The sequence below is a fragment of the Brevibacillus sp. MCWH genome, assembly GCF_013096935.1.
Taxonomy (GTDB): domain Bacteria; phylum Bacillota; class Bacilli; order Brevibacillales; family Brevibacillaceae; genus Brevibacillus; species Brevibacillus aydinogluensis.
Window position 1 is genome coordinate 18,058 of sequence record NZ_SDLF01000022.1, and the last position, 26,325, is coordinate 44,382.

The 26,325-nt window shown below is 57.7% G+C and carries 26 protein-coding genes; 25 read left to right on the forward strand and 1 reads right to left on the reverse strand.

Annotated elements, in window-relative coordinates; translation table 11 throughout:
- Positions 1–22 precede the first annotated feature (22 nt).
- The 18 genes from yabN (at position 23) to nadA (ending at position 18,372) form a co-directional block, all read left to right on the forward strand.
- Positions 23–1,498, forward strand: a complete 1,476-nt coding sequence (yabN, locus tag ETC00_RS16425; RefSeq protein ID WP_171567209.1) for a bifunctional methyltransferase/pyrophosphohydrolase YabN — start codon at positions 23–25, stop codon at positions 1,496–1,498.
- A gap of 21 nt (positions 1,499–1,519) precedes the next feature.
- Positions 1,520–1,813 (forward strand): RNA-binding S4 domain-containing protein, encoded by a 294-nt coding sequence (locus ETC00_RS16430; RefSeq protein WP_029098019.1) that lies wholly within the window; start codon positions 1,520–1,522, stop codon positions 1,811–1,813.
- A gap of 90 nt (positions 1,814–1,903) precedes the next feature.
- On the forward strand, positions 1,904–2,572 hold the full coding sequence (locus ETC00_RS16435; protein ID WP_171567210.1) for a tetratricopeptide repeat protein: 669 nt from the start codon (positions 1,904–1,906) through the stop codon (positions 2,570–2,572).
- Positions 2,573–2,734: 162 nt separating this feature from the next.
- Positions 2,735–4,774 (forward strand): copper amine oxidase N-terminal domain-containing protein, encoded by a 2,040-nt coding sequence (locus ETC00_RS16440; RefSeq protein WP_216369541.1) that lies wholly within the window; start codon positions 2,735–2,737, stop codon positions 4,772–4,774.
- 151 nt (positions 4,775–4,925) lie between these two features.
- The gene (gene yabP / locus ETC00_RS16445; RefSeq protein WP_171567212.1) at positions 4,926–5,210 is read left to right on the forward strand and encodes a sporulation protein YabP; all 285 of its coding nucleotides are present in this window, start codon (positions 4,926–4,928) and stop codon (positions 5,208–5,210) included.
- Positions 5,207–5,779: a spore cortex biosynthesis protein YabQ gene (yabQ, locus tag ETC00_RS16450; RefSeq protein ID WP_171567213.1), complete on the forward strand. Its 573-nt coding sequence runs from the start codon at positions 5,207–5,209 to the stop codon at positions 5,777–5,779. The genes yabP and yabQ overlap by 4 nt, the downstream gene beginning before the upstream one ends.
- Before the next feature lie 21 nt (positions 5,780–5,800).
- Positions 5,801–6,109: an FtsB family cell division protein gene (locus tag ETC00_RS16455; RefSeq protein ID WP_171567214.1), complete on the forward strand. Its 309-nt coding sequence runs from the start codon at positions 5,801–5,803 to the stop codon at positions 6,107–6,109.
- Between the two features lie 42 nt (positions 6,110–6,151).
- The gene (locus ETC00_RS16460; RefSeq protein ID WP_171567215.1) at positions 6,152–6,517 is read left to right on the forward strand and encodes a S1 RNA-binding domain-containing protein; all 366 of its coding nucleotides are present in this window, start codon (positions 6,152–6,154) and stop codon (positions 6,515–6,517) included.
- Positions 6,518–6,810: 293 nt separating this feature from the next.
- On the forward strand, positions 6,811–9,285 hold the full coding sequence (gene spoIIE, locus ETC00_RS16465; RefSeq protein ID WP_171567216.1) for a stage II sporulation protein E: 2,475 nt from the start codon (positions 6,811–6,813) through the stop codon (positions 9,283–9,285).
- A gap of 72 nt (positions 9,286–9,357) precedes the next feature.
- A complete protein-coding gene (locus ETC00_RS16470; RefSeq protein ID WP_171567217.1) occupies positions 9,358–10,113 on the forward strand; it encodes a vWA domain-containing protein in 756 nt (251 codons plus the stop codon).
- Positions 10,103–11,026: a serine/threonine protein kinase gene (locus ETC00_RS16475; RefSeq protein WP_171567218.1), complete on the forward strand. Its 924-nt coding sequence runs from the start codon at positions 10,103–10,105 to the stop codon at positions 11,024–11,026. Before ETC00_RS16470 ends, ETC00_RS16475 begins: the two co-directional genes overlap by 11 nt.
- Positions 11,027–11,042: 16 nt before the next feature.
- Positions 11,043–11,792, forward strand: a complete 750-nt coding sequence (locus tag ETC00_RS16480) for a threonine/serine exporter family protein (RefSeq protein WP_171567219.1) — start codon at positions 11,043–11,045, stop codon at positions 11,790–11,792.
- A 6-nt stretch (positions 11,793–11,798) separates the two neighbouring features.
- A complete protein-coding gene (locus ETC00_RS16485; protein WP_216369542.1) occupies positions 11,799–12,266 on the forward strand; it encodes a threonine/serine exporter family protein in 468 nt (155 codons plus the stop codon).
- Positions 12,238–13,665, forward strand: a complete 1,428-nt coding sequence (gene tilS / locus ETC00_RS16490; RefSeq protein WP_171567257.1) for a tRNA lysidine(34) synthetase TilS — start codon at positions 12,238–12,240, stop codon at positions 13,663–13,665. The genes ETC00_RS16485 and tilS overlap by 29 nt, the downstream gene beginning before the upstream one ends.
- Entirely contained in the window at positions 13,662–14,201 is a 540-nt protein-coding gene (hpt, locus tag ETC00_RS16495; protein WP_171567220.1) for a hypoxanthine phosphoribosyltransferase, read from the forward strand. Before tilS ends, hpt begins: the two co-directional genes overlap by 4 nt.
- Before the next feature lie 69 nt (positions 14,202–14,270).
- A complete protein-coding gene (gene ftsH / locus ETC00_RS16500) occupies positions 14,271–16,196 on the forward strand; it encodes an ATP-dependent zinc metalloprotease FtsH (protein WP_171567221.1) in 1,926 nt (641 codons plus the stop codon).
- A gap of 267 nt (positions 16,197–16,463) precedes the next feature.
- Positions 16,464–17,333 (forward strand): HAD family hydrolase, encoded by an 870-nt coding sequence (locus ETC00_RS16505; RefSeq protein ID WP_171567222.1) that lies wholly within the window; start codon positions 16,464–16,466, stop codon positions 17,331–17,333.
- 94 nt (positions 17,334–17,427) lie between these two features.
- Entirely contained in the window at positions 17,428–18,372 is a 945-nt protein-coding gene (nadA, locus tag ETC00_RS16510) for a quinolinate synthase NadA (RefSeq protein ID WP_171567223.1), read from the forward strand.
- Between the two features lie 121 nt (positions 18,373–18,493).
- On the opposite strand, the gene ETC00_RS16515 is transcribed toward nadA, so the two are convergent.
- The gene (locus tag ETC00_RS16515; protein ID WP_171567224.1) at positions 18,494–18,985 is read right to left on the reverse strand and encodes a PCYCGC domain-containing protein; all 492 of its coding nucleotides are present in this window, start codon (positions 18,983–18,985) and stop codon (positions 18,494–18,496) included.
- A gap of 169 nt (positions 18,986–19,154) precedes the next feature.
- Here ETC00_RS16515 and ETC00_RS16520 point away from each other — a divergent pair, with 169 nt between their 5' ends.
- The 7 genes from ETC00_RS16520 to ETC00_RS16550 all read left to right on the forward strand — a co-directional run bounded on the left by ETC00_RS16520 (position 19,155) and on the right by ETC00_RS16550 (position 25,936).
- The gene (locus tag ETC00_RS16520; protein ID WP_171567225.1) at positions 19,155–20,162 is read left to right on the forward strand and encodes a metal ABC transporter substrate-binding protein; all 1,008 of its coding nucleotides are present in this window, start codon (positions 19,155–19,157) and stop codon (positions 20,160–20,162) included.
- Positions 20,163–20,301: 139 nt separating this feature from the next.
- Complete coding sequence (locus tag ETC00_RS16525) at positions 20,302–21,072, forward strand: metal ABC transporter ATP-binding protein (RefSeq protein WP_171567226.1); 771 nt, start codon at positions 20,302–20,304, stop codon at positions 21,070–21,072.
- A 31-nt stretch (positions 21,073–21,103) separates the two neighbouring features.
- Positions 21,104–21,943, forward strand: coding sequence for a metal ABC transporter permease (locus ETC00_RS16530; RefSeq protein ID WP_171567227.1), 840 nt, complete (start codon positions 21,104–21,106; stop codon positions 21,941–21,943).
- A 30-nt stretch (positions 21,944–21,973) separates the two neighbouring features.
- The gene (locus tag ETC00_RS16535) at positions 21,974–22,396 is read left to right on the forward strand and encodes a Fur family transcriptional regulator (RefSeq protein WP_171567228.1); all 423 of its coding nucleotides are present in this window, start codon (positions 21,974–21,976) and stop codon (positions 22,394–22,396) included.
- A gap of 306 nt (positions 22,397–22,702) precedes the next feature.
- Entirely contained in the window at positions 22,703–24,325 is a 1,623-nt protein-coding gene (gene nadB / locus ETC00_RS16540) for an L-aspartate oxidase (RefSeq protein WP_171567229.1), read from the forward strand.
- Positions 24,315–25,160 carry a carboxylating nicotinate-nucleotide diphosphorylase gene (gene nadC, locus ETC00_RS16545; protein WP_171567230.1) on the forward strand — a complete coding sequence of 282 codons (846 nt, stop codon included), beginning with the start codon at positions 24,315–24,317 and terminating at the stop codon, positions 25,158–25,160. The genes nadB and nadC overlap by 11 nt, the downstream gene beginning before the upstream one ends.
- 11 nt (positions 25,161–25,171) lie before the next feature.
- Positions 25,172–25,936 (forward strand): type III pantothenate kinase, encoded by a 765-nt coding sequence (locus ETC00_RS16550; RefSeq protein ID WP_171567231.1) that lies wholly within the window; start codon positions 25,172–25,174, stop codon positions 25,934–25,936.
- Positions 25,937–26,325: the final 389 nt, after the last annotated feature.

Below are 26,325 nucleotides of genomic sequence, written 5' to 3' on the forward strand. Positions count from 1 at the left end.
GGAAAACAAGGAGGGACGGCGCATGAGTGATGCGGCGGGCACGATTACGGTCGTCGGACTCGGCGCGGGCGATTTGGAACAACTGCCGTACGGGGTCTACCGTACATTGAAGCAGGCTAAAAAGCTCTACCTCAGAACCCGGGAGCACCCGGTGGTGGCCAGTCTGGCCGCGGAGGGTGTCGCCTACGAGTCGTTCGACGAGATTTACGAACAGCACGGGACATTTGCAGAGGTGTACGAACGGATTGTCGAGACGCTTCTGGCAAAAACGGCAGAGGAGGGCAGCATTGTCTACGCTGTGCCCGGTCATCCGCTGGTGGCGGAGCGAACTGTCCAACTGCTGCTGGAGCGGGAGGCGAACGGAGAGGTCCGTGTTGTGATCGGAGGCGGACAAAGTTTTCTCGATCCGCTGTTTGCCCGCCTGCAGATCGATCCGATCGAGGGGTTTGCCCTGCTGGACGGCACGGACATGCGGGCTGATCAGGTAAATCCGATGCTGCACACCATTATCGCTCAGGTGTATGACAGGTTTGTGGCCTCCGACGTCAAGCTGACGCTGATGGAGGTACTGCCGGACGAGCATCCAGTCACGGTGGCGACCGCAGTCGGCGTAGCCGGACAGGAGCGGATCGAAACGGTGCCGCTGTACGAGCTGGACCGGCTGGATCACTTCGGCAACCTGACACTGGTCTACGTGGCGCCGACGCAGGACGAGCGGGTGCGTTACCGGCAGTTTGCCTATTTGAAAGAGATTGTCGCCATCCTGCGCAGCCCGGATGGCTGTCCATGGGATCGGGAGCAGACCCATCAGAGCATCCGCAAGAATCTGATCGAAGAGACGTACGAGGTGCTGGAGACCATCGACGACGACGATCCCGACGCGATGTGCGAAGAGTTGGGAGACCTCCTGATGCAGATCATGCTGCATGCCCAGATGGCGGCGGAGGACGGCTACTTCACTGTAGACGACGTCGTCGCCGGGCTAAACGAAAAGCTGATTCGCCGTCACCCGCACGTGTTTGGCGACAAAAGCGCAGGCAACGCGGAGGAAGCGTTGGCCAACTGGCAGGAAATCAAGGCCCGGGAAAAGGCGGCCAAAGGCATCGAGCCTGGCTCCCGGTCGCAGTTGGACGGCATTCCGCGCGACCTGCCGGCGTTGATGTACGCCTACAAGCTGCAGAAAAAGGCGGCAGAAGTCGGGTTTGACTGGGACGACATCGCCGACGTTTTCGGGAAAGTGGAGGAAGAGTTCCGGGAGCTGCGGGAAGCTGCGCCGGAAGAGCGCGCCGGTGAACTGGGCGATCTGCTGTTTGCGGTCGTCAATCTCGCCCGCTTCCTCAAGCTGGACCCGGAGGAAGCATTGGCGAAGACCAACCGCAAATTCAAGCGCCGCTTTGCCTACATCGAGGAGAAACTGCGCCAGGCAGGCCGTACCTTTGAAGAGACCAATCTGCAGGAGATGGACGCCTGGTGGGAGGAAGCAAAACACCGCGAATAAAAGAAGGGGGGAACCGTGTCCATGAGGTTGGACAAATACCTGAAAGTGTCGCGGCTGATCAAACGGCGCACCCTGGCCAAGGAAGTGTGCGATCAGGGGCGCGTGGAAATCAACGACCGGCCTGCGAAAGCCTCCAGCACTGTCAAGATCGGCGACAAACTGGCAATTCGCTTCGGCCAGAAGATCGTCGTGGTCAAAGTGGAGGACATCAAGGAGAACCCGCGCAAGGAGGAGGCCGCTTCCCTGTACACCGTAGTAGGCGAAGTGCCGGTGCCGCGCGACGAAAAGGAAGAAGAGGACTACCTCAGAGGGTAGTCTTTTCTTTTTCTCACAAAAATTGACAATGACCAGGGAGCCTCTTATAGTAATAGCGAACAACTTACGCGAAGAATAGAGGGAGAAACTGTGGGGAAAGTCTTCTTGTTTTCGATCTTGTGGTGGCTGACCGGCAACCCGTTTGCCGCCCTGATCATCATTTTGCTTCTTTTGTATCTGCTTGATCTTCGCTTTGTCCGGCTGCTGCCCGACATTACCAAACCGTTTCGCCAAAACCGGCGTCTGGCTGCGCTCAAGCGTCAGGTAGCGCTCAATCCGCACGACACCTCGGCAAAGCTGGAGGCCGCCCGGCTGCTCATGGAGAGGCGGCGGTACGAGGAGGCATTGGCCTATCTGGAAGAGATAGCGCCGTCGATGGGAGAATCGGCCGAGTATCTGAGCGATCGCGGCATCTGCTGCCTCAAATTGGGCCGGGTGGAGGAGGGAGAGCGGCTGCTTCAGCAAGCTCTGACGATCAATCCGCGCGTCAAATACGGGGAACCGTACCTCCGGCTGGGCGAAGCCTATGCCGCCCACAACCAGCGCGAAAAGGCGCTGGGGTTCCTGGAAGAGCTGGCGTCCATGCACACGTCGTCGTGCGAGGTCTACTACAAGCTGGGGAAGCTGTACGCGGAGCTTACGCAGAAGGAACGGGCCAAGCAGGCGTTTCGCGAGGCGGTTGAGGTCTATCGCGGACTGCCGGCCTACAAGCGGCGCATGGAACGGCGGTGGGCGCTGCTGGCGTGGCTGAATCGATGAAGATCGACACGTGAATGCGGCCTTCTGGCCATCAGGGTGCAGCGAACACGGCTGCGGGAAACACCGGAGAAAGCGGTTCGCAGGGATTTGTTACCTGTTTGTAACGACTTCTTTCCCACTCATTTCCTATGATGGAGGGAGTTGCAGGAAAAGGAGGCGTTAATGGTGAACAAAAGCGCGAAAACAGGCTTGTCCGCGTTGTTGGCCGTCACGGTGTTGACCGGGCCGTTCGCGGCAGTTCCGCAGACCGTTCATGCCTTGACCGTGGAAGATGTTTCAGCAGACGATCCGGACACGGATGAGGAGACCGAATACACGATCGAGATTGAAATCGACAAGGACCTGAAGGCCGGAGACGAGATCATCGTCAAGTTTCCCAGCGATTACAAGGTGTACAAAAGTCTGAAACGGTCGGACGTCAGCTTGGAGGATGACCGTGGCCGCTCGATCGACATCAAGAGCGTGTCAGTGAGCAAGACCACCGTCAAAGTAAAAGTGGACGAACGGGTGAAGGCGGACACAACGCTGACCCTGACGATCGACAAGATCACCAATCCGAAAAGCAAGGGCGACTACACCATCAAAGTGGAGACCTCAAACGAGTCGTCAAAAAGCTACAAGGTGTCCGTCGGCAAATCCTCAAGCAGCAACAAAACAAGCAGCAAATCGTTCGAAGTCAGCCAAAGCAGTCAAGATGCGGGAGCTTCCACCTCGCTGACGCTGGGCAAAATCAGCCTGTCCAAGTCGGACAAGTTGAAAAAGGGCAAGTACATCTACGTCGATTTCCCGGCAAAGGACATGCTGCCGAAAAGCATCGACAAATCCGATGTCAAGGTTAACAGCTACAAAGCCCAGAACGTCTCCGTCACGGACAGTGACACCGTGCGAATCGAGGTGCCCAGCGGCGCGGACGGGGACAACTACATCAAGCTGGAGTTTGCCACATCGGCGGATATTCAAAACCCGTCCGAGGCCGGAACCAGCTACGTGTACAAGGTGTCGTACAACAATCGTACGTACGAGTCGGAGAAAGTCGAGATCAAGGATTCCAAAAAGGCGTCCTTTGACGTAGCCCTCTCCGACAAGGCTCCGGGGGCCCGCAGCAGTTACCGGATGGATCTGAATTTGTCCGCCAAAGTGAGCGGCGGCACCGACATCACGGTGGAGTTTCCCAGTGTGGACATGGTCCCGCCCTTCATCTCCGAGTCCGCGATCAAGGTGAACGGCGAACAGGTGACCAACGTCGGCGTCAGCGGCGGAAAGGTTTCTTTTCGCACGCCCAGCCGGTTTAGCAGCAGCAGCAAGCTGAGCATTGAGTTTGGCCTGGATGCCTTTGTGACCAACCCGAAAACAGCGGGATCGTACGAGCTGGTCGTCACGGTGGACAAGAAAAAGTACTGGTCCAAACCGTTCGACATCACCGGTATGGCAGTTCCCGCCGCGCCGGTGGCTGTGGACAACAGCACGGCCACAGTGGGGCTGACCAAAACGGCGGCGCAGGCAGTCACCGGCCTGCAGGTCGGAATCAAGGCACTGGGCATGCCGCTGGAGAAAAACAAGGGCTTTGTCGAAATCGTACTGCCGCTCGAATTCCGCGTACCGGCGTACATCCAGCCGAACAGCGTGACCGTCAACGGGGTTGCGGCCGCGTACGTCGGCGTTCGCGGCAAGAACGTGCTCGTCTACCCGGCGCAAGACCTCCCGGTTAACGTGCCGGTCCAAATCAACGTGCTGGAGTCGGCAGGCATCGCCGCACCGGCTGCGCCGGGCACCTACAGCATCGGGGTTTATACGTCCGAACAGCAGGGAGTGCTGTTCTCCCGCCCGGTTACCATCGTGTCGCCAAACGCAGTCAGCTTCAAGGCAAACGTGGCGTCGTTTACCAAACAGGGCAAGACGCAAGCCCTGGCAGCAGCGCCGTTCACCGTAAACGGCCACACGCTGATGCCCGCGTCTTTCTTCCGCGACGCGCTCGGCATGTCCGTGACCTGGACCAAGTCCTCCGCGCGGATCGTCAGCGGGGGCACTACCATCCAGTTCACGGTAGGGTCCAAGACCGCGACCGTCAACGGCAAGGCGGTGACGCTGCCGGTCGCCGTACAGGCGCGCAACAACATGCCGGTCGTGCCGCTCCGATTCGTCGCCGAGCGGACGCAGTACAAGATCACCTACTACAATGGCAACTACACCGTGTACAAGTAAACACACAAAAGCACGCTGCCCCGTTTCCGTAGAAACGGGGCTTAGTGTTGGGGCAGCCTCACCGTCATCTTCGGTGGGGCTGTTTTTTGGTCTAAAAGGACATCCCCCTCCATACGATGGTACAAGAAGCGGTACGTTAGGAGGGAGCAGGATGAACGACCAGATGAAGCGGCCTCGCCACGAAGTCGTGATGATCAACCGCCGCAGCCTGGCGATTTCCGGAGTGAAAAACGTCGAAAGCTTTGACAGCGAGGAGTTCTTGCTGGAGACGGAAGGCGGCTATTTAACCATACGCGGCCAGAACCTGCATATGAAAAACCTCAGTCTGGAGACCGGAGAAGTGGCGATTGACGGCCTGGTTCACGAAATGGTCTATCTGGAACAAGGGCACGCCAGCGACCGGTCCAGAGGATTCTTCGGGAAGTTGTTCAAGTGAGCATTGCCGTTCAGATTCAAACGGTTCTGGTCATGTCGGCGTGCGGGGCGCTAATGGGGATGGGGTACGATACCTACCACGTCTTGACAGGAAGAAGCAGACTGCCGGCGTGGCTGTTGTTTGTTTGCGACGTGTTGTTCTGGCTGGGCAGCATGGGGCTTGTGTTTTTCATCCTGGTCAAGGTGAATGACGGCATTGTACGGTTTCCCATCTTTCTCGGCATGTTGTTTGGGGCATGGGTGTATTTTGTCATAGGAAGTAAGAAGTATATCCAATTCCTGATGGCCGTGATAAAATTTTGTAAGTGGTTATATCGAACCATTTTGCGGGTGATTGACCTGCTCATCATCCGTCCCATCCTGTTTGTCTACCGCCTGGTCTTCATGTTGCTTGCGTCTTTGTACGCGGCCGTGATGACCGTGTTCGGGTTTGGGTGGAAGCTGGCGCGTTACACCGCGTCTCCTTTTGCCAGATGGGGTCGGCATTTGGGGAAAAAAATGTACCGAAACACAACAGGATTTTGGACCAATTGGAAGAATTGGTTTCACTCTAAGAAGAAGCAGGAGTAACGACATTAGAGGTGGCCTGACATGACTACACCATCCCCCTCTCACGTCAACAGAAAAGGGCAAAAGCGCAGGATACGTCTCTTTCTGTTCTTCGTCCTCTGCCTGTTTGTCTGGATCGGCTACACACTCTACCTCCAGAGTGGAATGCTGTCTGAGAAGGAAGCGGAGCTGGAAACCCTGAAGAAGGAAGCGGCCGAGGTACAGCAGCAGCAAGCGGAGCTGTCTTACAAGGCAAGCCGTCTGTACGACCAGGAGTACATCGCCGAACTGGCGCGAAAAGAGTGGTTTCTCACCAAGCCTGGGGAGAGCATATACGTGATTCCGGAATAGTCGCTCAGGTTATCTACGAGCAGAGGGAGGCTTTCCACTTTCATGGGAGTCGAGGTAGGGAGCAAGCTTGAAGGAAAAGTGACTGGCATCACGAAATTCGGCGCGTTTGTGGAGCTGCCCGGCGGCGTGACCGGTCTCGTGCACATCAGCGAAATTGCGGACACGTATGTGAGGGATATTCACCAGCACCTGAAAGTGGGCGATGTCGTGACGGTAAAGGTATTGCACGTCCGTGACGGCAAGATTGGCCTGTCCATTAAAAAAGCCCGGGACAAGGAGCGGGGGCCGCGTCCCCAGCGGGAGCGAGGAGACGGGTTTGAAGAAAAGCTGAGCCGGTTCCTCAAGGACAGCGAAGACCGCCAGATGTCTCTGCGGAAAAAACGGGACAAGCGAGGACGAGGTCGTTAGCGAAAGGTTTTGACTTTTTTCACTTTTCTTTCTAACAAAAATGCGCAATTTGACGATAAATTGAGGAAGGGCATTTTAAAAACGTGACGAATGGTAATTATTAAGCCCGTTTCGCTAAGCGCGAATCACCTGTCAGCCGACGTTGACCGCCAAAACGTCGGTTTTTTTTGTCCCTTTGCGTCAATGAATTTGTCGCACGATTCTGAGAATGCTTCAAGGTATTTTGACAAAATTTACAAAACCTCCTCCGTATAATGGTAACCACATTGATGCCAGAACGGGGTGGTGTAACGATGATCGCAAACAAAAACATATCCGACACGGGCCATGTATGGGCGCGCCGTGTCTCACAACAATGGGAAGCGGCGACAGGCAGCTGGGGGCAAAAGGTCGCAGATACCGCACAAAAATGGCATGTCCTTCCGATGTTGATGGGCTTTTTGCTCGGACGAGCCCTGATCCTGGAGGAGCTGTCGCCGTTTGTTGTGCCGTATCTCATGGTGATGTACTACCTGCGTCGGGATTGCGTAATCATTTCGGCTGCGGCGCTGATCCTCGGGGCGTTTTCGCAGGCGATTCCGCTGGGCCTGCAGGCGACCATCAGTGTCGCACTTGGTCTGTTCGTATGCAAATGGAGCGAGCGGTTCCGGCGGAAGGATTTTTCCCGGACGCCTCTTTTGGTGTTCGTGACGGTGTTCGTCAGCCATCTGCTGTTTGCTGTCATTACCAATCAGGTAACTACGTACAAACTGGTAATGGTGGCGGTGGAGGGCGTGCTCAGCTTTGTGCTGACGCTGATCTTCATCCAGTCGCTGTCGATCGTCTATTTGGCGAAACCGTACGAACCGCTGAAAAATGAAGAAGTGGTGTCGCTCGTCATCCTGCTGGCGTCGCTGATGACGGGGACGGTGGACTGGGTTGTCGAAGGCGTCTCCATGGAACACGTGCTCTCCCGTTACCTGCTGCTGCTATTTGCCTTTACCGGCGGCGGGACGATCGGGGCAGCGGTGGGGGTCGTCACCGGTCTTATCCTCAGTCTGGCCAACGTCAGCGCGCTGCTGCAAATCAATCTGCTCGCTTTTTCCGGATTGCTGGCCGGACTGCTCAAGGAGGCGGGCAAGGCAGGGGTCTCCGCCGGGCTTTTGATCGGCACGGCGATTCTGGCGATCTACGGCGGGGCGGAGGACACCCTGTACCTGTCGTTGACCGAATCGGGACTGGCCATCCTCCTGTTCGTCCTGACGCCGGCGGCTTTGTGGAAAAAAGTCGCCCGATTCATCCCCGGCACGCCGGAAAACCTGCAATCCCACCAGGAGTACATGCGGCGCGTGCGGGATGTGACGGCGGGGAAAATCCAGCAGTTCGCCGAGCTGTTCACGCAGCTTTCCAAAAGCTTTGCCCAGACGTCCGACGCCGAGGAGCGGGAAGAACAGGCAGACGTCTTCCTGAGCCGGGTGACCTCGTTTACCTGCCAGAAGTGCTGGAAAAAAGAACAGTGTTGGGAAAAGGATACGCAGGCCACGTATCAAGGGATGCGCTGGCTGGCGGAAAAACTGTACGAAACCGGCACGCTGGCCGGCGTTACTCCGCCGCGCGACTGGGAGCGCAAATGTGTCAAGGTGGACAAGGTGTTTACCGTAATGGAGCAGGAATTCGAACGGGAGCAGTCATTTGAGCAGTTGAAGCGGCAGGTGCGGGAAAGCCGCAAGCTGGTGGCCGACCAACTGTCAGGTGTCTCCCGGGTGATGAGCGATTTTGCCCGCGAGATTCAGCGGGAGGGCATGGAGCTGACCCTGCAGGAAAAGCAGGTGTCGCAGGCCCTGGAAGGACTGGGGCTGTCTGTGCGTCGTGTGGAGATCCATAACCTGGAGGAAGGCAAGGTAGACATCGAGATCAGCCAGCCGACCTGTTACGGACGGGACGAGTGTGCCAAAATCGTCGCTCCGATGCTGACCGAAATCCTGGGCGAGAACATCGTGGTGAGGGAGCGGCACTGCGAGCCGCAAAAGGATGGGGCGTGCCGGATGTGCCTTGCTTCCGCCAAAGCGTTCGACGTCGACATCGGAGTGGCCGGCGCCGCCAAGGACGGCAAGCTGTTGTCCGGCGACAGTTTCCGCACGATGGATCTGGGCAACGGCAAGATGGCCTTGGCGATCAGCGACGGTATGGGTAACGGCGAGCGGGCGTATCTGGAGAGCCAGTCGGCGTTGGACATGCTGCAGCAGCTGCTCCGGTCGGGTATCGACGAAAAACTGTCGATCAAGACCGTCAATTCCGTACTGGCGCTGCGCTCCACCGACGAGATGTTTGCCACGGTCGATCTCGCGCTGATCGACCTGCAGACCGCCCATGTCAGGTTTGTCAAAATCGGCTCTACCCCCAGCTTCATCAAACGGGGGGATGACGTCATCACTGTAACCGCCAGCAACCTGCCCGCCGGCATATTGGAGGATATCGAGGTGGATGTGGTTACGCGGACATTGAAGCCAGGCGACCTGCTAATCATGATGTCCGACGGCATTTACGAGGCGCCCCGACACATCGAAAACAGGCAGGTCTGGATGAAGCGGATGATTTCCGAACTGCAGACGGACGACCCGCAGGAAGTGGCCGACCTGCTTTTGGAGCGGGTGATCCGGCAGCACTCCGGCAGCATTGTCGACGATATGACCGTGCTGGTGGCTCGCCTCGACCGTTTTGTGCCGCAGTGGTCGGCCATCCAGGTGCACGGGATGCCCAAGCTGGAACGGCCGCGGGTCGTGAGCTGAAAGGTATGATTCCCTTCCCCTCTGTCGATACTGGTAGCGAAATACAAATATAGGCAGAATGGGGAGATTTTTGTGAAAGAAGCTACACTGCGGCAAATTCTGGTCGTTACAGACGGCTGCTCCAATGCCGGCATAAGCCCGGTGGCAGCAGCGACACTGGCCAGGGAACAAGGCATAACGGTAAACGTCATCGGCGTGATTGAAAAGGGCGATATGGGCGAGCAGGGGGAAAAGGAAATCCGCGAGATCGCAAATGCGGGCGGAGGTCTGTACGACATCGTTTACCCGCAGCAGTTGGCGCAAACGGTGCAGATGCTGACGCGAAAAGCCATGACTCGAACGATCCACCATGTCGTCAACAAGGAATTGAAGGAGATTTTAGGCGATTCCGCCATCGACGTGCTGTCTCCGGAAAAGCGGGTCCAGGTAGCAGGCATGGTGGACGAGCTGGGGGAACGGAGCCGTCTGGACGTGGTCATGCTTGTCGATACGTCCGGCAGCATGAAATCGAAGCTCAGCGCTGTTCAGCAGGCGATCCACGATTTCAGCATCAGCTTGCGCTCACGCAGCGGGCAGAGCCGCATGGCCGTTTGTTCATTTCCTGGGAAACAAAAGCATCTGGATGTGCGCATTCCGTGGACAGATCAGGTAGAACAGGCGCATCAGCTGACGTCCGGGCTGACCATGAGCGGAATCACGCCTACCGGACCGGCGATCGTAGAAGCGATTGCGCTCTTTGAGCACGTACAGCTCCCGGCTTCGCTGTCCGAACGCTTCCGTAACGAACAGGAAGAAGACGACGGCAGTCTGCGCGACCATGTCTTCTAACAAACCGACGATACCCGACCTGCCCCTGCAGTTTTGCGGCAAATGGAACCAAAAGTCGTACCGCGTCCTGCGGGAGCTGGGACGCGGGGCGAATGGCGCCGTGTATCTGGCCGCCCAGGGAGGCGTGCGGCGGGCCGTCAAAGTCGGGGCGGAGGGCATGGACCTTTTAATGGAAGTGAACGTGCTGAAAAGCGTGCAGCAGGGGCGGGATGCTCGCGTGGCGCCGCTGGTCAGCGACGTGGATGATCTGGTCATCAACGGCAAGACCTTTACCTTTTACGCTATGGAATACCTGGAGGGGGAGCAGTTGGATCGCTATGTCAAACGGATGGGGACCGATTGGGTGCCTATCCTGATGATCCAACTGCTGGCCCGGTTGGAGATACTGCACCGACACGGCTGGGTGTTCGGCGACCTGAAACCGGAAAACGTGATGGTCACCCATGCGGACAAGCAGGTTCGGCTCATTGATTTCGGAGGCGTCACCAAAATGGGGAACGCAGTCCGCCAGTTCACGGAGGAGTACGACCGCGCCGCATGGCAGGCGGGTGACCGGCGGGCCGACATCGCGTACGACCTGTTTTCCCTGGCGGTCATGGCCGTGCGTCTGTCGGCAGATCCGGAAATGTGGAAAAGCAGGCGCCAGGAACCGCGTCAAACCAGTCTGCTCTGTGATATAATACGGAACAGTGACAGCCTGTACCCGTATCGGGTTTCCCTTGTAAAAGCGCTTCACGGCAAGTACGCATCTGCAGGGGAGATGCGGTCGGAGATGCTCGCCATCGTGCGCGAGCGTACGATCGGCCATCGGGGCAAACAGGCGTCCGACTCTGCGGGTAAGCTGGTGGGAGGGCTGTTTGTCGCCTCCTTGCTGCTGCTTGCGGGGACTCTGTATTACGCATGGATGATGTGAAGGGTGTGACTTGTCGGTGTCCCCAGACTTGGTTATGGATACGTGCCTGTTGGCAGGCGAAATCATGTTGAAGAACGGCGGCGAGACGTACCGCTCAGAGGAAACAATGACGTTGATCGCGCGGGCGGCCGGTATGGATTCGGTCAACAGCTCGGCGACGCCGACCAGCATTATTCTTTCGTTTCGCATCAATGGGGAGGACCATACGCGTATGATTCGCACCCCCCACCGAACCATTGATCTGAACAAGGTCACGCTTGCCAACGACGTGTCCCGCCGCTTTGTCTCCGGGCAAATCACCTTGCAGCAGGCGTATCGGATGCTTTGTGAAATCGATCAGAAAACAACCATTTATCCGAAGTGGTTGCAGCTTGTGGCGGCTGGCATGGCCAGCGGCTCTTTTGCCATGCTTTCCGGCGGATATTGGTACGAACTGCTGCCGGCTGCGTTGGCGGCCGTAACGGTCAGATTAAGCTCCGATTTTTTTGAACAGTTATTCCGGGTGAAATTTTTCTTTGAGTTTGTCTCCGCGCTGTTGGGCGGAATGCTGGCACTGCTTATCGTTACGCTGTTTCCCGAACTGCGCATCAGCGTCCTCATCATCGGGGCGATGCTTCCGCTGTTTCCAGGTATTGCCATTACCAACTCGCTGCGGGACCTGATGGCCGGCGATCTGGTGGCCGGCGTGTCCAGAGGAGCGGAAGCGCTGCTCACGGCACTGTCCGTGGCAGCGGCGACAGCGGTTACCCTGTGGTTCACGAGGTGAGGTGCGATGATTCTGTTGAAAGGTTTGGGATTGAGCTTGTGTTCTTCGATCGCGTGGGGAATGCTGTTTAACGTGCCCGTCCGTACACTGCTGGCCTGTGGTTTGGCCGGCATGACGGGATGGCTGGTCTTTTCCCTGCTGCCGCTGTGGGGGGCGGAAGTGATGCTCTCCACGTTTGCCGCGGCGACGGCTGTCTCGCTGTTGAGCCAACTGCTTTCCATCTTTCTGCGCGTCCCGTCGACCAACTTTAGCGTAGCCGGCATTATTCCCCTGGTGCCCGGTTCGCTGGCCTACAAGGCGATGCTTGCCTTCGTCAACGGTCAGAACATGGAGGGAATATCGCTGGCTACGCAGACGGCGATGGTGGCCGGTGCGATTGCCTTCGGGCTGATTTTTGGCGTGTCGCTCGTGACCATCTGGAAAGGAGTCCGCCATGCGAAAAAACGTGCTGGAAAACGTGCGCAGCCACATTGAGCGGGAGGGGCTGTTGACGTCGGGCGACACCATCGTGGTCGGCCTGTCCGGCGGAAACGACTCGACGGCGCTTCTGCATATCTTGTGGTCGCTAAATCAACACTATCCCTATGGCTGGACACTGCACGCGGTGCACCTCAACCACGGCTTTCGCGGAGAAGAAGCGAGTGAGGACGCCCGCTGCGCGGAGGCTCTCTGTCGGCGGCTCGGGGTCGCGTTTCACCTGTTTGAACGGAATGTCCCCGCTTATATGGAAGAAACGGGGATGGGGGCACAGGAAGCCAGCCGGGCGATTCGCTACGAGCTGTACAGGCAAGTGGCTCAACGTCACGGCGCGGGCAAAGTGGCGCTGGGGCACCATGCCGACGATCAGGTGGAGACGATCCTGTTTCGGTTGCTGCGCGGAACGAGGCTGCACGGCCTGACTGGCATGCCGCAGCGCCGCTGGCTGGAGGAGGGCAAAATCGAGCTGGTGCGCCCGCTGCTGTCGACCAGCCGGTCCGATCTGGAGCGCTACTGCCGCGAGAACGGCCTTGCGCCGCGTGAGGACAGCAGCAACCGCTCGCGAAAGTACAAGCGCAATCTGCTCAGGCTGGACGTCATGCCGCTGTTGGAGCAGGTGAACGAACGCTACCGCGAACACATCCTGTCGCTTTCGGATGCGGTGCGGCAGGATGAGGCGTATCTGCAGCGGGAAAGCGAACGGCGCCTGGAACAGGTGGTAACCCGGAGGAAACCGGACGCTGTAACGGTTGATATTGACAAATTTCAAACTTGTGACGTTGCTTTACAAAGGAGAATGATTACTCTAATATTAAGTTATCTCTCAAGGCAAACCGAATGGTCTTCGCAGCATGTGGAGGCCGTTTTGCACATGATAGAGGGTAACCGTCCATCAGCCGAGCTGCATTTGCCCGAACAGGTGACCGTACAGCGAATGTACGGGCAGGTTTGTTTCCGGCGTGATGGACGTCATCGCCAGATACACGGTTTTCGATACCCGCTTGTTGTCCCAGGGACGACTTTGATCGCGGAGAGCGGAACCAGGATACATACGGTTATTCGTGAAAGCCCGGTCGATTGGGCACAACTGCCGGACAATGCGGTCGTTTTTGATGCGGATCGGCTTCCCGGGCCGCTGTTCGTACGCAGCCGAACCCCGGGTGACCGGTTCACCCCGTTTGGTGCAGAACATGCCAAAAAGCTGAAAGAGCTCCTGATCGACGCCAAGGTGCCGCTGGCGTGGCGGGACAAACTGCCGCTTGTGGTGTCGGGAGAGGAGTTGATCTGGGTGCCCGGCGTCCGCCGTTCCGCCACAGCGCCTGTCGATGATCAGACCAGGCGGGTTTTGTACATGGAAGTTGAGTTTGGAGAAGATTGGCGGGAGGTTTTATTATGAATGACGACATCAAGAAGATCTTGCTGACACAGGAAGAAATCGCTGCAAAAGTAAAAGAGCTGGGTGACATTCTCAGCGAGGAATACCGGGACAAAAACCCGCTGGTCATTTGCGTGCTGAAAGGGGCCGTTTTGTTCATGGCTGACCTGATCCGGCAGATGAACATCCCCTGCGAAATGGACTTTATGGCCGTCTCCAGCTACGGCAGCGGCACGGAGTCGAGCGGCATGGTCAAAATCCTGAAGGACCTGGACACCTCCGTACAGAACCGGCACGTGTTGGTCGTTGAGGACATCATGGACAGCGGTCTCACCTTGAGCCGTCTGGTGGAACTGCTTCGCCACCGGGAGGCAGCTTCGGTCAAAGTGGTGACGCTTCTGAACAAGCCGGAACGGCGCAAAGTGGACATTTCGCCGGACTACAGCGGCTTTACCATTCCGGACGAATTCGTGGTCGGCTACGGGCTGGATTATGCCGAGCGGTACCGCAACTTGCCGTACATCGGCGTGTTGAAACCGGAAGTGTACACCAAGTAGCTTTGTTGTGAAGACCCTGCTTCCTATGGTAAAATGTGAAAAGTGTCTGTTCGTGAGAGGAGGTAAGGAATGAATCGCTTTTTTCGTAACACCGGGTTCTACCTACTAATATTTCTTGTCACGGTCGGGATCGTGAATTTTATCCTCTCCGGTTCTGATAAGGTTGCGAAACTTACATATCAGGAATTCCGGGTACAACTGCAAGCTAACAACATTAGTGAGCTTTCCCTTCGTCCCGAGGGCAGCACCTATCGCGTGGAAGGTACGTTGCTGAAATCTCAGGGACAGGAAAACGAAAAGTTTATCACGTACGTGCCGTTGTACGATTCGGATATGATCGCGCTGCTGAACGAAAAGATTGATGCACAAAAAGTGAAACGGGTCGAATTTGGCCCGCAGGAAGGGAACAGCATCTGGCTGACGTTCCTGACCTCGATCATTCCTTTTGTCATCATCTTCATCCTGTTCTTCTTCCTCTTGAATCAGGCCCAGGGCGGCGGCAGCCGGGTGATGAACTTCGGCAAAAGCCGCGCGAAGCTGTACAACGAAGAGAAGAAACGCGTTACATTTGACGATGTGGCAGGGGCAGACGAAGAGAAGGCGGAGCTGGAGGAAGTCGTCGATTTCCTCAAGGACCCGCGCAAATTCAACGCAGTCGGTGCCCGGATTCCCAAAGGGGTGCTGCTGGTCGGCCCTCCGGGTACGGGTAAAACCCTGCTGGCGCGAGCCGTAGCAGGCGAGGCAGGTGTGCCGTTTTTCAGCATTTCCGGTTCTGACTTCGTGGAGATGTTTGTCGGCGTGGGTGCATCCCGCGTGCGCGACCTGTTTGAAAACGCAAAGAAAAACGCGCCATGTATTATTTTTATCGACGAGATTGACGCCGTCGGCCGCCAGCGCGGTGCGGGGTTGGGCGGCGGCCATGATGAACGCGAGCAGACGCTGAACCAATTGCTCGTGGAAATGGACGGGTTCGCCGGCAACGAAGGCATTATCATCATCGCTGCCACCAACCGTCCGGACATTCTGGACCCGGCCCTGCTGCGTCCGGGACGTTTTGACCGACAAATTACCGTAGACCGCCCGGACATCAAAGGACGGGAAGCGGTGCTGAAAGTCCACGCCCGCAACAAGCCGCTCGGCGACGATGTGAAGCTGGACGTCATCGCCCGCGGGACCTCGGGCTTTACCGGCGCCGATCTGGAGAACCTGCTGAACGAAGCGGCACTCCTGACCGCCCGGAAAAACAAGAAGCAGATCAGCATGGAAGAGGTAGACGAGGCGATCGACCGCGTCATCGCCGGACCGGCCAAGAAATCCCGCGTCATCAGCGAGGAAGAACGCCGTCTCGTGGCATATCACGAAGCGGGTCACACCATCGTCGGCTATCATTTGAAAAATGCGGAAATGGTGCACAAGGTGACCATCATTCCGCGCGGTCAGGCAGGCGGTTACACCGTCATGCTGCCAAAAGAAGACCGCTTTTTTGCCACCAAGTCCGATCTGCTTGACAAGATCACCGGTCTGCTGGGCGGACGGGTTGCAGAAGAGCTGGTGCTGGGCGACATCAGTACCGGTGCGCACAATGACTTCCAGCGCGCGACGGCAATTGCTCGCAGCATGATCACCGAGTACGGCATGAGCCGTCTGGGCCCGATGCAGTTCGGCCGCAACCAGGGACAGGTGTTCCTCGGCCGCGACATCGGCCACGAGCGCAACTACTCCGACCAGATCGCCTACGAGATCGACCAGGAGATGCAGCGCATCATCAACGAGTGCTACGAGCGATGCAAAGAGCTGCTCATCAAGCACCGCGACCAGCTCGAGCTGGTGGCGACCACGCTCCTGCGCGTCGAAACGCTGGATGCGGAGCAGATCAAGCGGCTGATCGAAACGGGCAAACTGGAAGAAGACGACACGGCAGCGGACAACAGCGATGTCGTAGTCAATATCCAGCCCAAAAAGGACGAAGAGACAAACGAAGAACCGAAGGCATAAGGAGCGCTGTGTGCGCTCCTTTTCGTTTGGAGACAAAGTCCGTGGTGTCATGGGTGATAGGGCCCGCTCGGACCAGGCGGGGTCAGTCGAGGTCTGCCTGCTTATGGGCGGGGAGCACTAGGCCGCCTGGCGTGATCGGGAATTATGCGTCCCTCCTATTGAAACTGGGAACAGAATCGGGTACAGTGAAGGTGAATCAACGGAACACGTACGGAAGGAAAAAGTGCAGGAGCGTCAGCCTGCGCTTTTCTATTAGCAAAGGAGGAGATGGCGTTGTTTTCCCAACTGCGCTTGGCGGCTTTTGACATGGACGGTACGTTGTTGAACGAGGACGCACGGATGACGGAGGCGACTCGGGAGGCGTGCCGTCTGCTCCAGGCCAGCGGCTGCAAGCTGGTGCTGTCGACGGGCAGAACGTACCCGTCGGCCCGACTTCCGATTGACGGCTTTCCCTTTGACGGCTACGTCTGCAGCAACGGGGCGGCCGTGTACGAAGCGGACGGACGGCTGGTGCAGCGCACCTTTTTGCCGGCGGACATGGTGCGGGAAGTGGTGGATACACTTCGGCAGGAACTGCTGTATTACGAACTGCACGACACGGCCGGCAACCGCTGGATGGTGCAGGAAGACCGGGAGCGCATCGAAACGCTGATCGGGGAGGATGCTTCGGTGGAAGGCCTGGAGCTGCGCCGCCATGCGTTTTACGAATGGGCCCGCGTCGCACCGTTGGAGGAGATGATGCGGCTGGTATCGACAGGCGAAGCGGAGATCGTCAAGCTGTTTATCTGGCACCCTGTACCGGAGCAGCTGGAACCGGTGCGTCAGCGCCTGGAACAGTGGGGCGAGTCAGCGGCGATCACTACCTCGGGTCCGTACAACATCGAGGTGATTCCCAAACACGCGTCCAAGTGGGAGGGACTTCTTTATTTTATCCGCAAGTGGGGCTTTACCCCGGAACAGGTCATGGCGTTTGGCGACGCGGACAACGACCGCGAAGCGCTGACCCATGCCGGCTACTCCGTGGCGATGGAGAATGCGGACCCGGCGATCAAAAAAATCGCCCGGTTTATTGCCCCGCACCACAATGAAGACGGGGTCGCCCGGTTTATCCGGGAACGCGTGCTCGGGCGCGGGTAAAAACCAGCAGTTCCCCCAAGGACAATACATTGACAAGGGGGAGCATTGGGATTACAATGGCCCTAAGTTACGACACCATGTAGGGGGATATTCCATGGAAGCCTTGGCGTTAGAGAAGAAAGCGCAGCGAAATGCTGAGTTACGCGAACGGCTGATGCAGTTGAAAAAAGAACGCAATGCCATTATCTTGGCTCACTACTACCAACGGCCGGAGATTCAGGAAGTGGCTGACTATATTGGCGATTCGTTTGGTTTGGCCCAAAAGGCGAAAGAGACCGATGCGGACGTGATACTGTTCTGCGGCGTTCACTTCATGGGAGAAAGTGCAAAAATTCTCAATCCCAACAAGAAGGTGATCATTCCCGACGAGCGGGCCGGCTGTCCGATGGCGGACATGGTCAACGTGGAAGGCCTGCGCCGCCTCAAAGCTCAGCACCCCAACGCCAAAGTCGTGGCGTACATTAATACTTCGGCAGACGTGAAAGCGGAAACATACATCTGCTGTACGTCTTCCAACGCCAAACGCGTGATCGAGTCCATCGACAGTGACGAGATCATCTGGGTGCCGGACAAAAACCTGGGCCACTACGTCTCCCAGTTTACCGACAAGAAAATGATCATCTGGGAAGGGTACTGCAACACCCACGACCAGCTTTCCGTCGAAGACATCATGACGTTGAAACGGCAGCATCCCAACGCGCTGGTCGTCGTCCATCCGGAGTGCCGTCCGGAAGTGGTCGCCCTGGCAGACTACGTCGGTTCCACGACGGGCATTTTGAAGTTCTGCCGCGAGTCCTCCCACAAGGAGTTCATCATCGGGACCGAAGACGGCACGCGCTACATGCTGGAGAAGGACAGTCCGGACAAAACCTTTATCTTTGCGTCGAAGTACCTGGTCTGCCCGAACATGAAGGTAAACAACCTGAAAAAATGCGTGGAAGCCTTGGAAAACATGAAGCCGGAAATTTACGTGCCGGAGGATATCGCCAACCGTGCTCGCGCTTCGTTGGAGCGCATGCTGGAAGTGGCGCCGGCGTAACGACACAGGCGAGCAAACAGGAAAAAACCTGCACCCGTGTGCACGATGCGCGAGGGTGCAGGTTTTTGCTTGTGGGGGCACATGCAGCGGGCGCGTCCCCGGCAAGACAGGGCCCGCGTAATTACGATGGCATCGGGGTAGGCGTCGGTTCGGCGTAGCCTTCCTTGTAGGTGTCGTCGATAAACTGGCGGATTTCCTTGACCGATTTGCCCTCCTGCTTCAGTTTGGACGAGACGATGGCGATTTCCATGCAGACGCCGCAGCGTGTGCCGTGATCGTCCCAGACGATGGAGCCGTCTTCCCGTTCTTCCTTGATAAAGCAGTTGCCGTTGTGCTGATGGCCGGCGCTTTCCCCGCAGCCGCAGTAGCATGGAATGGATTTCAACAGGTCGCGGTTGGCGGCGGCGATTTTATAGGCCGCTACGATCTGGGGGTCCAGATCGTTCAAAAAGCTGGGCAGTTGGTCCGCCGAGGCGGTCAATTCCTGCAGGTCTCCATTGGGGGCGTGCTGTTGGTGACCGGAGTGGTCGCCCTGGGCATTATCCTGCCCGTCGCAGCCGGCAATCAGGGCCGCCGCCAGGAGACTGATGGCGAGCAACGGTTTCCGTTTCATGCGGGACATACCTCCTTGCGACAATCATATCATATCCTTGTGCAGAAAGTGTGAAAGCCAGCAGGTAAATCGGAATAAATCCTATTTACATCCCGGTCATCTGTCTGTATAATTAAGAACGACATCTTGTAAATCGTAATGATTATGAATTTGGAGAGGACGAGTAAGGATGAAAAAGAGCCTGTTAACTATACTGAGTGTCATCACGGCGGCAGCGCTTGCCGGCTGCGGAGCGCAGGACGCCTCCCAAAACGGGCCCCAGACAGATGCGGGCGCGTCAAAACTGAAAGTATACACCTCCATCTATCCGCTGGAGTTCGCGGCCAAGCGGATCGCCGGCGATCACGCCGAGGTAACCAACATCGTGCCGACCGGCGTTGAACCCCACGATTTTGAACCGACGGCACAGGACATGGTCGGCCTGTCGGGAGCCGATCTGTTCATCTACAACGGCAATGGCTTTGAGGCGTGGGTGGACAAGGCGGTCGAGGGTCTCGACAAAAACAAGACGGTTGTGATCAACGCCACGGAAGGATTGGAACTGCTCAAGGCCGCGGAGGATCACCAGCACGGTGACGAACATCAGGAAGGGAGCGCGGAACACGGACACGAGGAGCACGAGGAAGGAGGCTCGACAAAGGCCCACGAGCACGGGCAGTTTGACCCGCACGTATGGCTCGACCCGACCATGCTGAAGGAGCAGGCCGAAAAGATCAAGGCGGCGCTGGCGCAAAAAGACCAGGCGCACGCGGCCGATTACGAAGCGAACTTCAAGCAGCTGGCCAGCGACTTGGACCAGCTTGACCAGGAGTTTCAGGAGATGGTGGCAAAGGCGCCGAAAAAAGAATTTATGGTCTCTCACAGCGCATTTGCTTACCTGGCGCACCGTTATGGATTGAAACAGGTGGCCATCTCCGGACTTAACCCGGCGGATGAACCGTCCCCTTCCGACATGAAGGAACTGGTGGAGCACATCAAGGAGCACAACATCTCCTACGTTCTGTTTGAAACGCTGGTCTCTCCGAAAGTGGCGGAGGTCATCGCCAAAGAGGCAGGCGTGAAAACAGGCACGCTCAACCCCTTGGAAGGACTGACGGAACAAGAAGCTCAGTCCGGCAAGGATTATCTCTCCATCATGCGCGACAATCTGAACATGCTGCGCACAGCGCTGCAGTAAGAAGACGAGGTTGTCCTCCGAGTGTGCTTGCCCGTGCCGGTGAATGCGAAGGATATGTGTATACTTGAGGATTTTGGCTAATCGTAGTAGGATGAAGGGAGCAAATCTGAATAAATCCGATTTGAGAAGGGATTGTCTTATGGAACGGACGCATCACAAAGAGGCCGTGGTACAGCTCACTTCGGTCAGCTTTCAATACGAAGATAAAGTGGTGCTGGACGACGTCACCTTTACGCTGGAGCGGGGGGATTTTGTCGGCATCGTCGGTCCCAACGGGTCGGGCAAATCGACATTGATGAAGCTGATCCTCGGTCTGCTGCCGGCGACCAAAGGGAAGGTGGAGCTGTTCGGTCAGCCGCTCTCCCGGTTCCGCGACTGGACCAAGATCGGTTACGTCGCCCAGCAGGCTGCCCACGGCGCGGGCGGTTTTCCGGCTACCGTGCGGGAAGTGGTCTCCTCCGGCCTGGTGGGCAAGGTCGGGCTGTTCCGCCGCCTGAAGCCGCACCATCACGAGAAGGTGCGGGACGTGGTGGAACGCGTCGGCTTGGCGGAAAAGCTGGATCAGCGGATCGGCAGCCTGTCTGGCGGTCAGCTCCAGCGGGTGTTTATCGCCCGGGCGCTGGTGGCGGAGCCGGAACTGCTGATCCTCGACGAACCAACGGTGGGCGTGGATCAGGAATCGATCGAGCAGTTTTACGAGCTGCTGCGCTCGCTCAAGGAAGAGAACGGCATGACGATGATGATCGTCAGCCACGATGTGGGCGTGATGACCCAGTGGGTGAACAAGGTGGCCTGCCTGCAGCGGCGGCTGCACTTCCACGGGACGGCGGACGAGTTTGCCCACAGTCACGAGCGCATCTTGCAGCAGATGTACGGCGATACGGTGAAGCTGCTCGCTCATCATCATTGACAATCGGGGAACGGAAAGAAGGAGCATGACCATGCTGGCTGACTGGTGGCAGTATGACTTTTTGCGTTACACCCTGCTGTCCGGGGTGCTGATCGGACTGATTTGTCCCATATTGGGGACGTTTTTGATTGTGCGCCGCCTGTCGATGATGGCGGACGGACTGTCCCACGTGACGCTTTCCGGCGTCGCGGCGGGGATGCTGCTGTCCAAAAAGGTGGCGCTGTTTCAAGCGGTCAATCCGCTGTTTTTCGGCATGTTGTTTTCGGTGGCAGGATCGCTGTTTATCGAGCGGTTGAGAAAGGTATACAAATCGTATCAGGATTTGGCGATACCGATCATCATCTCCGGCGGGCTGGGGCTGTTTACGGTATTGATCAGCATCGCCAAAGGATTTAACGCCGACCTGTACTCGTACTTGTTCGGGAAGATCGTCGCCGTGACCAAGGACGACTTGTATGCGCTGATTGGCGTGGCGGCGGTGGTGCTGGTCACCGTGTTTTTGCTGTACAAGGAGCTGTTTGCCGTCTCGTTCGACGAGGAATTTGCCCGCGTCTCCGGGGTGGCTCGCCGGTCGATCAACCTCTGGTTCATGGTGCTGGTCGCGCTGACGATCGCGGCGTCGATGCGGATTGTCGGCGTGCTCTTGATCTCGGCGCTGATCACCATACCGGTGGCGGCCAGCCTGCAGATTGCCGGCAGCTTCCGCCAGACGATCCTGTACGCGATCGTCTTCGCGGAGATGTCCGTGCTGGTCGGCCTCTACCTTGCTTATCTGCTGGACTGGGCTTCAGGTGGTACCATTGTATTGATGGCTGTTCTCATCTTGGTTGCGGTATTGGGAGTGAAACGGCTGAGGGCCGCTCTGCGGTAAGACCATAGTAAGCGGGAAGGAGCGTTGGCGATGACGGTAGAAGAAGCGCTGCAGATATTGAAAGAAAACGGATACAAATACACCGGCAAACGGGAAGAGATGATCCGCATCTGCGCGGAAGAGAAACGGTACCTGTCGGCCAAGGAAATCATGGAGCGAATCAGGGACCACTACCCCTCCCTCAGCTTTGACACAGTCTATCGCAACATCTCCACATTTGTGAAACTGGGCATCCTGGAAGAGACGGAGCTGGACGGGGAAGGAAAGTACCGGCTGGCCTGCTCGGTTGACGGCCACCACCATCATCACGTGATTTGCACGGTATGCGGCAAGACGTCGGCACTGCCCGGCTGTCCGATGAGCGTGCTGCAATCGATCCCGGAGGAATTCCAGGTGACCGGCCACAAATTTGAGGTATACGGTACGTGCAAGGAGTGCCGGCCGGCACAGTGAGCGGCCGTCTGTACAGGAAAAAAGGCGCGCTCTCTGTAAATGGGACGTAATGGATTGGACGCAAGCGAACGCATGAGCGAAACATGCTGCCTGAAAATGGGCGGCATGTTTTCTTTTTTGCCGCTCCCGTTTTTGGGGGAGCCGGGTAGTGACAAATGTTTTCCGCTGGCTGTAACGAGCGGCGATCGGCCATCTGCTTGTTTATCGGGCGGCATACCGGCTTTTGGCGGCAAACGGGTATTTGCTATAATGAGTGGGACAAGATGTGCCATTTGATCACACGGAAGAGAGAAGGGACACAGCGGCATGATTCCCCGTTATATCGTTGACTTTGACCTGCATACGCTGCCTCGTGTAAAAACGGACGTGGCGGTGATCGGCGCCGGGATTGCCGGGTTGTACACGGCACTTCAGGCGAGCGAGTACGCCGACGTGGTACTGATCAGCAAAAAGGGGCTGGACGACAGCAATACCCGCTGGGCCCAGGGAGGGATCGCCGCTGTGACGGCCAAATCGGACTCCCCCGCGCTGCACCGGCAGGATACGTTGATCGCCGGAGCGGGCCTCTGCTCGTACGCAGCGGTGGAGGTGCTGGTGCACGAAGGACCGGAGCGGTTGAAAGAGCTGATCGCGTACGGTACGAAATTTGACAAGGACGCCCAGGGGCGCTATGAGCTGACCAAAGAGGGAGCGCACAGCAAGCGGCGGATCCTGCACGCCCACGGCGACGCGACCGGGGCGGAGATCGTCCGCGCCTTGTCCGCCCGTGTGCGCGATCAAGCCAACATCACCGTGCTGGAAAACCACTTCGCGATCGATGTGGTGACACAGGACGGCGAGTGCGTCGGAGTCATCGTGCAGAACCAGGAAGGCGGCCTGTTTTTCCTCGAATCAAACGCAACCGTGCTGGCGACGGGGGGAGCGGGACAGCTCTACCGCTACACGACCAACCCCGACATCGCCACGGCGGACGGGATCGCGATGGCGTACCGCGCCGGGGCACGGATCAAGGACGTGGAGTTTATTCAATTTCATCCCACCGCGCTTTACTACCCGGGAGCGCCCCGTTTTCTCATCTCGGAGGCGGTGCGCGGGGAAGGAGCCATTTTGCGCAACACCAGCGGCGAGAGGTTCATGGAAAAATACCACCCGCAAAAAGAACTGGCTCCCCGCGACGTCGTGGCCCGGGCGATCGTGTCGGAGATGGAAAAGACCCATTCGTCCTACGTATACCTGGATATTACTCATGAGTCGGAAGAGCTGATCAAGCACCGGTTTCCGACCATCTACCGGTTCTGCCTGCAGTACGGGCTGGACATGGTGACGGACTGGATTCCGGTGGCGCCCGCCTGCCACTACATCATGGGCGGGGTGCAGACGGATCTGAATGGCGAGACCTCCACCAGGCGGCTGTTTGCCTGCGGCGAGGTGTCCTGCACGGGGGTGCACGGTGCCAACCGGCTGGCGAGCAACTCGCTGTCGGAGGCGGTGGTGTTCGGTCACCGCATCGTTCGCCGCATCCGCGAGCTGACGCCGCTGCCCGAGGTGCGTCCGTTTGCCGCGGTGGAGCCAAAGCGGACATCCCGCAGCGTGGACACGCGGGAACAGCGGGTCCGCTTGCAAAAACTGATGCTGCGCCACGTGGGCTTGAAACGGCATGAGAAAGGACTGCGAAAAGCGCTGGACGAGCTGGAGCGCATGCAGCAGTTTTGTTACGGAACGTACAGTGACCGGGAATCGTTTGAGTTTCTCAACCTGCTGAATACCGCCGTGCTGACGACGCGCGCGGCACTGCTGCGGGAGGAAAGCCGGGGCGGTCACTATCGCATTGATTTCCCCAACAAGGACGACCTGATTTGGCGCAAGCACATCATCCAATCGATCGGCGAAGGCGTGCGCGAGGAGAGTGAACAGTACGATGTGGAGTAAACGGGAATTGCAGCGCAAAATCGAAGAGTGGCTGCAGGAAGATATCGGATTTGGCGACGTGACTACAATGAGCACCATCCCGGAAACGGCGCAGGGCGTCGGGATTCTGTACGCAAAGGAAGCGGGCGTCATCGCCGGTCTGCCGGTGGCGCAGTTGGTGTTTGAAACAGTGGACCCGACGCTGTCCTTTACCGCGCTGGTGAAGGAAGGGGCCCGCGTCGAAAAGGGGGAGCAGATCGCCGAAGTGAGCGGTTCGGTCCGCTCCATTCTCAGCGGAGAGCGGCTGGCGCTCAACCTGCTGCAGCGCCTCTCCGGCATCGCCACCCGGACCAGCGAGTACGCCCAAGCGGTCTCCGGCACCAAGGCGCGGGTGGTGGATACGCGCAAAACCACACCGGGGCTGCGCATGCTGGAGAAGTACGCGGTCCGCGTCGGCGGCGGTCACAACCACCGCTACGCCTTGTATGACGCGGTGATGATCAAGGACAACCACATCAAGGGCGCCGGCGGCATTGCCCAGGCGGTGGCTTCGGCCCGGGCGGCGGTTCCGCACACGATGACGATTGAGGTGGAGACGGAGACGCTCGACCAGGTGCAGGAGGCGCTGGACGCAGGGGCGGACATCATCATGCTGGACAACATGCCGCTGGACGTAATGAAACAGGCGGTGACGCTGATTGGCGGCCGCGCCGTGGTGGAAGCCTCCGGCGGCGTCACGCTGGACACAATCCGTTCCATCGCGGAGACGGGTGTGGACGTCATCTCCGTCGGGGCGCTGACGCATTCGGTCAAGGCGCTGGATATCAGTCTCGATCTCAATACACGTAAACGGTAAGGGGAACCCGCATGCTACTGGTGATGGATGTCGGCAACTCCAATATTGTCATGGGACTGTATACGGGCGAAGAGCTGCGGCACCATTGGCGGATCGCCACCGACCGCAACAAGACCGAGGATGAGTACGGCATGCTGGTCCGCAGTTTGTTTGACAGCGTCGGCCTGACGCTGGATCAGGTGGACGGGGTGATCATCTCTTCGGTGGTGCCGCCGCTGAATCTGACGATCGAGCGGATGTGCGACAAATACTTCCGCATCAAGCCGCTGATCGTCGGACCGGGGATCAAGACCGGCCTCAACATCAAGTACGAGTATCCCCGCGAGGTGGGCTCGGACCGGATCGTCAACGCGGTGGCGGCCATCCATCATTACGGCGCGCCGCTGATCGTCGTCGACTTCGGGACGGCCACCACGTTTTGCTACGTGGACGAACGGGCACAGTACTGGGGCGGCGCGATCGCTCCGGGGATCAGCGTCTCCACGGAAGCGCTGGTGAGCCGCGCTGCCAAGCTGCCGCGCTTCGAGATGACCAAACCGCCCAGCGTGGTGGGGCGCAACACGATTACTGCCATGCAGGCCGGAATCTACTACGGGTTTGTGGGCCTGGTGGAAGGCATCGTACGGCGGATTATCGCCGAGAACAAGACCCGCCCCACCGTGGTGGCGACCGGCGGCCTGGCCTCGTTGGTCGCAGATGAGGCATCGTGCATCGACGTGGTCGATCCCTACCTGACCTTGAAGGGACTTCGCCTGATCTACGAACGAAATCAATAAGGGGCGTACGCGCAAAGAAACGCGTGCGCAGTGGAAAGAGAAAGCCGCAGCTTCTTCAGGAATGCTGCGGCTTTTCTCTTTTCGGTGGCTTATCGGCAATAGCTTCTTGTTTACATTTGTGATAAGAAATGGTAATGTTTGGCTGATAGAACATGATAGATTTATAAAAGCGGCATTCTTACAAGCATGACGAGTGCAGGAGAATGGCGATGCTCCGGGCGACTGTACGTGTGCAGGGAATCAACGGGGTGAATGAGGAGAAAATGAAATCTGCCAGTTTTATAGTCATGAGAACGATCGCATTTGGAATCGGCCTTACGTTTCCATTTGTATCCGCTCTTTGGAAGATTGTCATATTGATTCTGTTCTTTATTTTCAGGTTGATAGAT

Excerpts from the sequence above, each read along its gene's own strand:
- ETC00_RS16525 (WP_171567226.1), top strand. The coding sequence starts at position 20,302 with ATGGAACGGACGCATCACAAAGAGGCCGTGGTACAGCTCACTTCGGTC.
- spoIIE (WP_171567216.1), top strand. The coding sequence starts at position 6,811 with ATGATCGCAAACAAAAACATATCCGACACGGGCCATGTATGGGCGCGC.
- ETC00_RS16550 (WP_171567231.1), top strand. The coding sequence starts at position 25,172 with ATGCTACTGGTGATGGATGTCGGCAACTCCAATATTGTCATGGGACTG.
- ETC00_RS16475 (WP_171567218.1), top strand. The coding sequence starts at position 10,103 with ATGTCTTCTAACAAACCGACGATACCCGACCTGCCCCTGCAGTTTTGC.
- nadA (WP_171567223.1), top strand. The coding sequence starts at position 17,428 with ATGGAAGCCTTGGCGTTAGAGAAGAAAGCGCAGCGAAATGCTGAGTTA.
- ETC00_RS16520 (WP_171567225.1), top strand. The coding sequence starts at position 19,155 with ATGAAAAAGAGCCTGTTAACTATACTGAGTGTCATCACGGCGGCAGCG.
- ETC00_RS16460 (WP_171567215.1), top strand. The coding sequence starts at position 6,152 with ATGGGAGTCGAGGTAGGGAGCAAGCTTGAAGGAAAAGTGACTGGCATC.
- ETC00_RS16515 (WP_171567224.1), bottom strand. The coding sequence starts at position 18,985 with ATGAAACGGAAACCGTTGCTCGCCATCAGTCTCCTGGCGGCGGCCCTG.
- yabN (WP_171567209.1), top strand. The coding sequence starts at position 23 with ATGAGTGATGCGGCGGGCACGATTACGGTCGTCGGACTCGGCGCGGGC.
- yabP (WP_171567212.1), top strand. The coding sequence starts at position 4,926 with ATGAACGACCAGATGAAGCGGCCTCGCCACGAAGTCGTGATGATCAAC.
- ETC00_RS16530 (WP_171567227.1), top strand. The coding sequence starts at position 21,104 with ATGCTGGCTGACTGGTGGCAGTATGACTTTTTGCGTTACACCCTGCTG.
- hpt (WP_171567220.1), top strand. The coding sequence starts at position 13,662 with ATGAATGACGACATCAAGAAGATCTTGCTGACACAGGAAGAAATCGCT.
- ETC00_RS16440 (WP_216369541.1), top strand. The coding sequence starts at position 2,735 with ATGGTGAACAAAAGCGCGAAAACAGGCTTGTCCGCGTTGTTGGCCGTC.
- ETC00_RS16430 (WP_029098019.1), top strand. The coding sequence starts at position 1,520 with ATGAGGTTGGACAAATACCTGAAAGTGTCGCGGCTGATCAAACGGCGC.
- nadC (WP_171567230.1), top strand. The coding sequence starts at position 24,315 with ATGTGGAGTAAACGGGAATTGCAGCGCAAAATCGAAGAGTGGCTGCAG.
- ftsH (WP_171567221.1), top strand. The coding sequence starts at position 14,271 with ATGAATCGCTTTTTTCGTAACACCGGGTTCTACCTACTAATATTTCTT.
- ETC00_RS16485 (WP_216369542.1), top strand. The coding sequence starts at position 11,799 with ATGATTCTGTTGAAAGGTTTGGGATTGAGCTTGTGTTCTTCGATCGCG.
- ETC00_RS16505 (WP_171567222.1), top strand. The coding sequence starts at position 16,464 with ATGGCGTTGTTTTCCCAACTGCGCTTGGCGGCTTTTGACATGGACGGT.
- nadB (WP_171567229.1), top strand. The coding sequence starts at position 22,703 with ATGATTCCCCGTTATATCGTTGACTTTGACCTGCATACGCTGCCTCGT.
- ETC00_RS16535 (WP_171567228.1), top strand. The coding sequence starts at position 21,974 with ATGACGGTAGAAGAAGCGCTGCAGATATTGAAAGAAAACGGATACAAA.
- ETC00_RS16455 (WP_171567214.1), top strand. The coding sequence starts at position 5,801 with ATGACTACACCATCCCCCTCTCACGTCAACAGAAAAGGGCAAAAGCGC.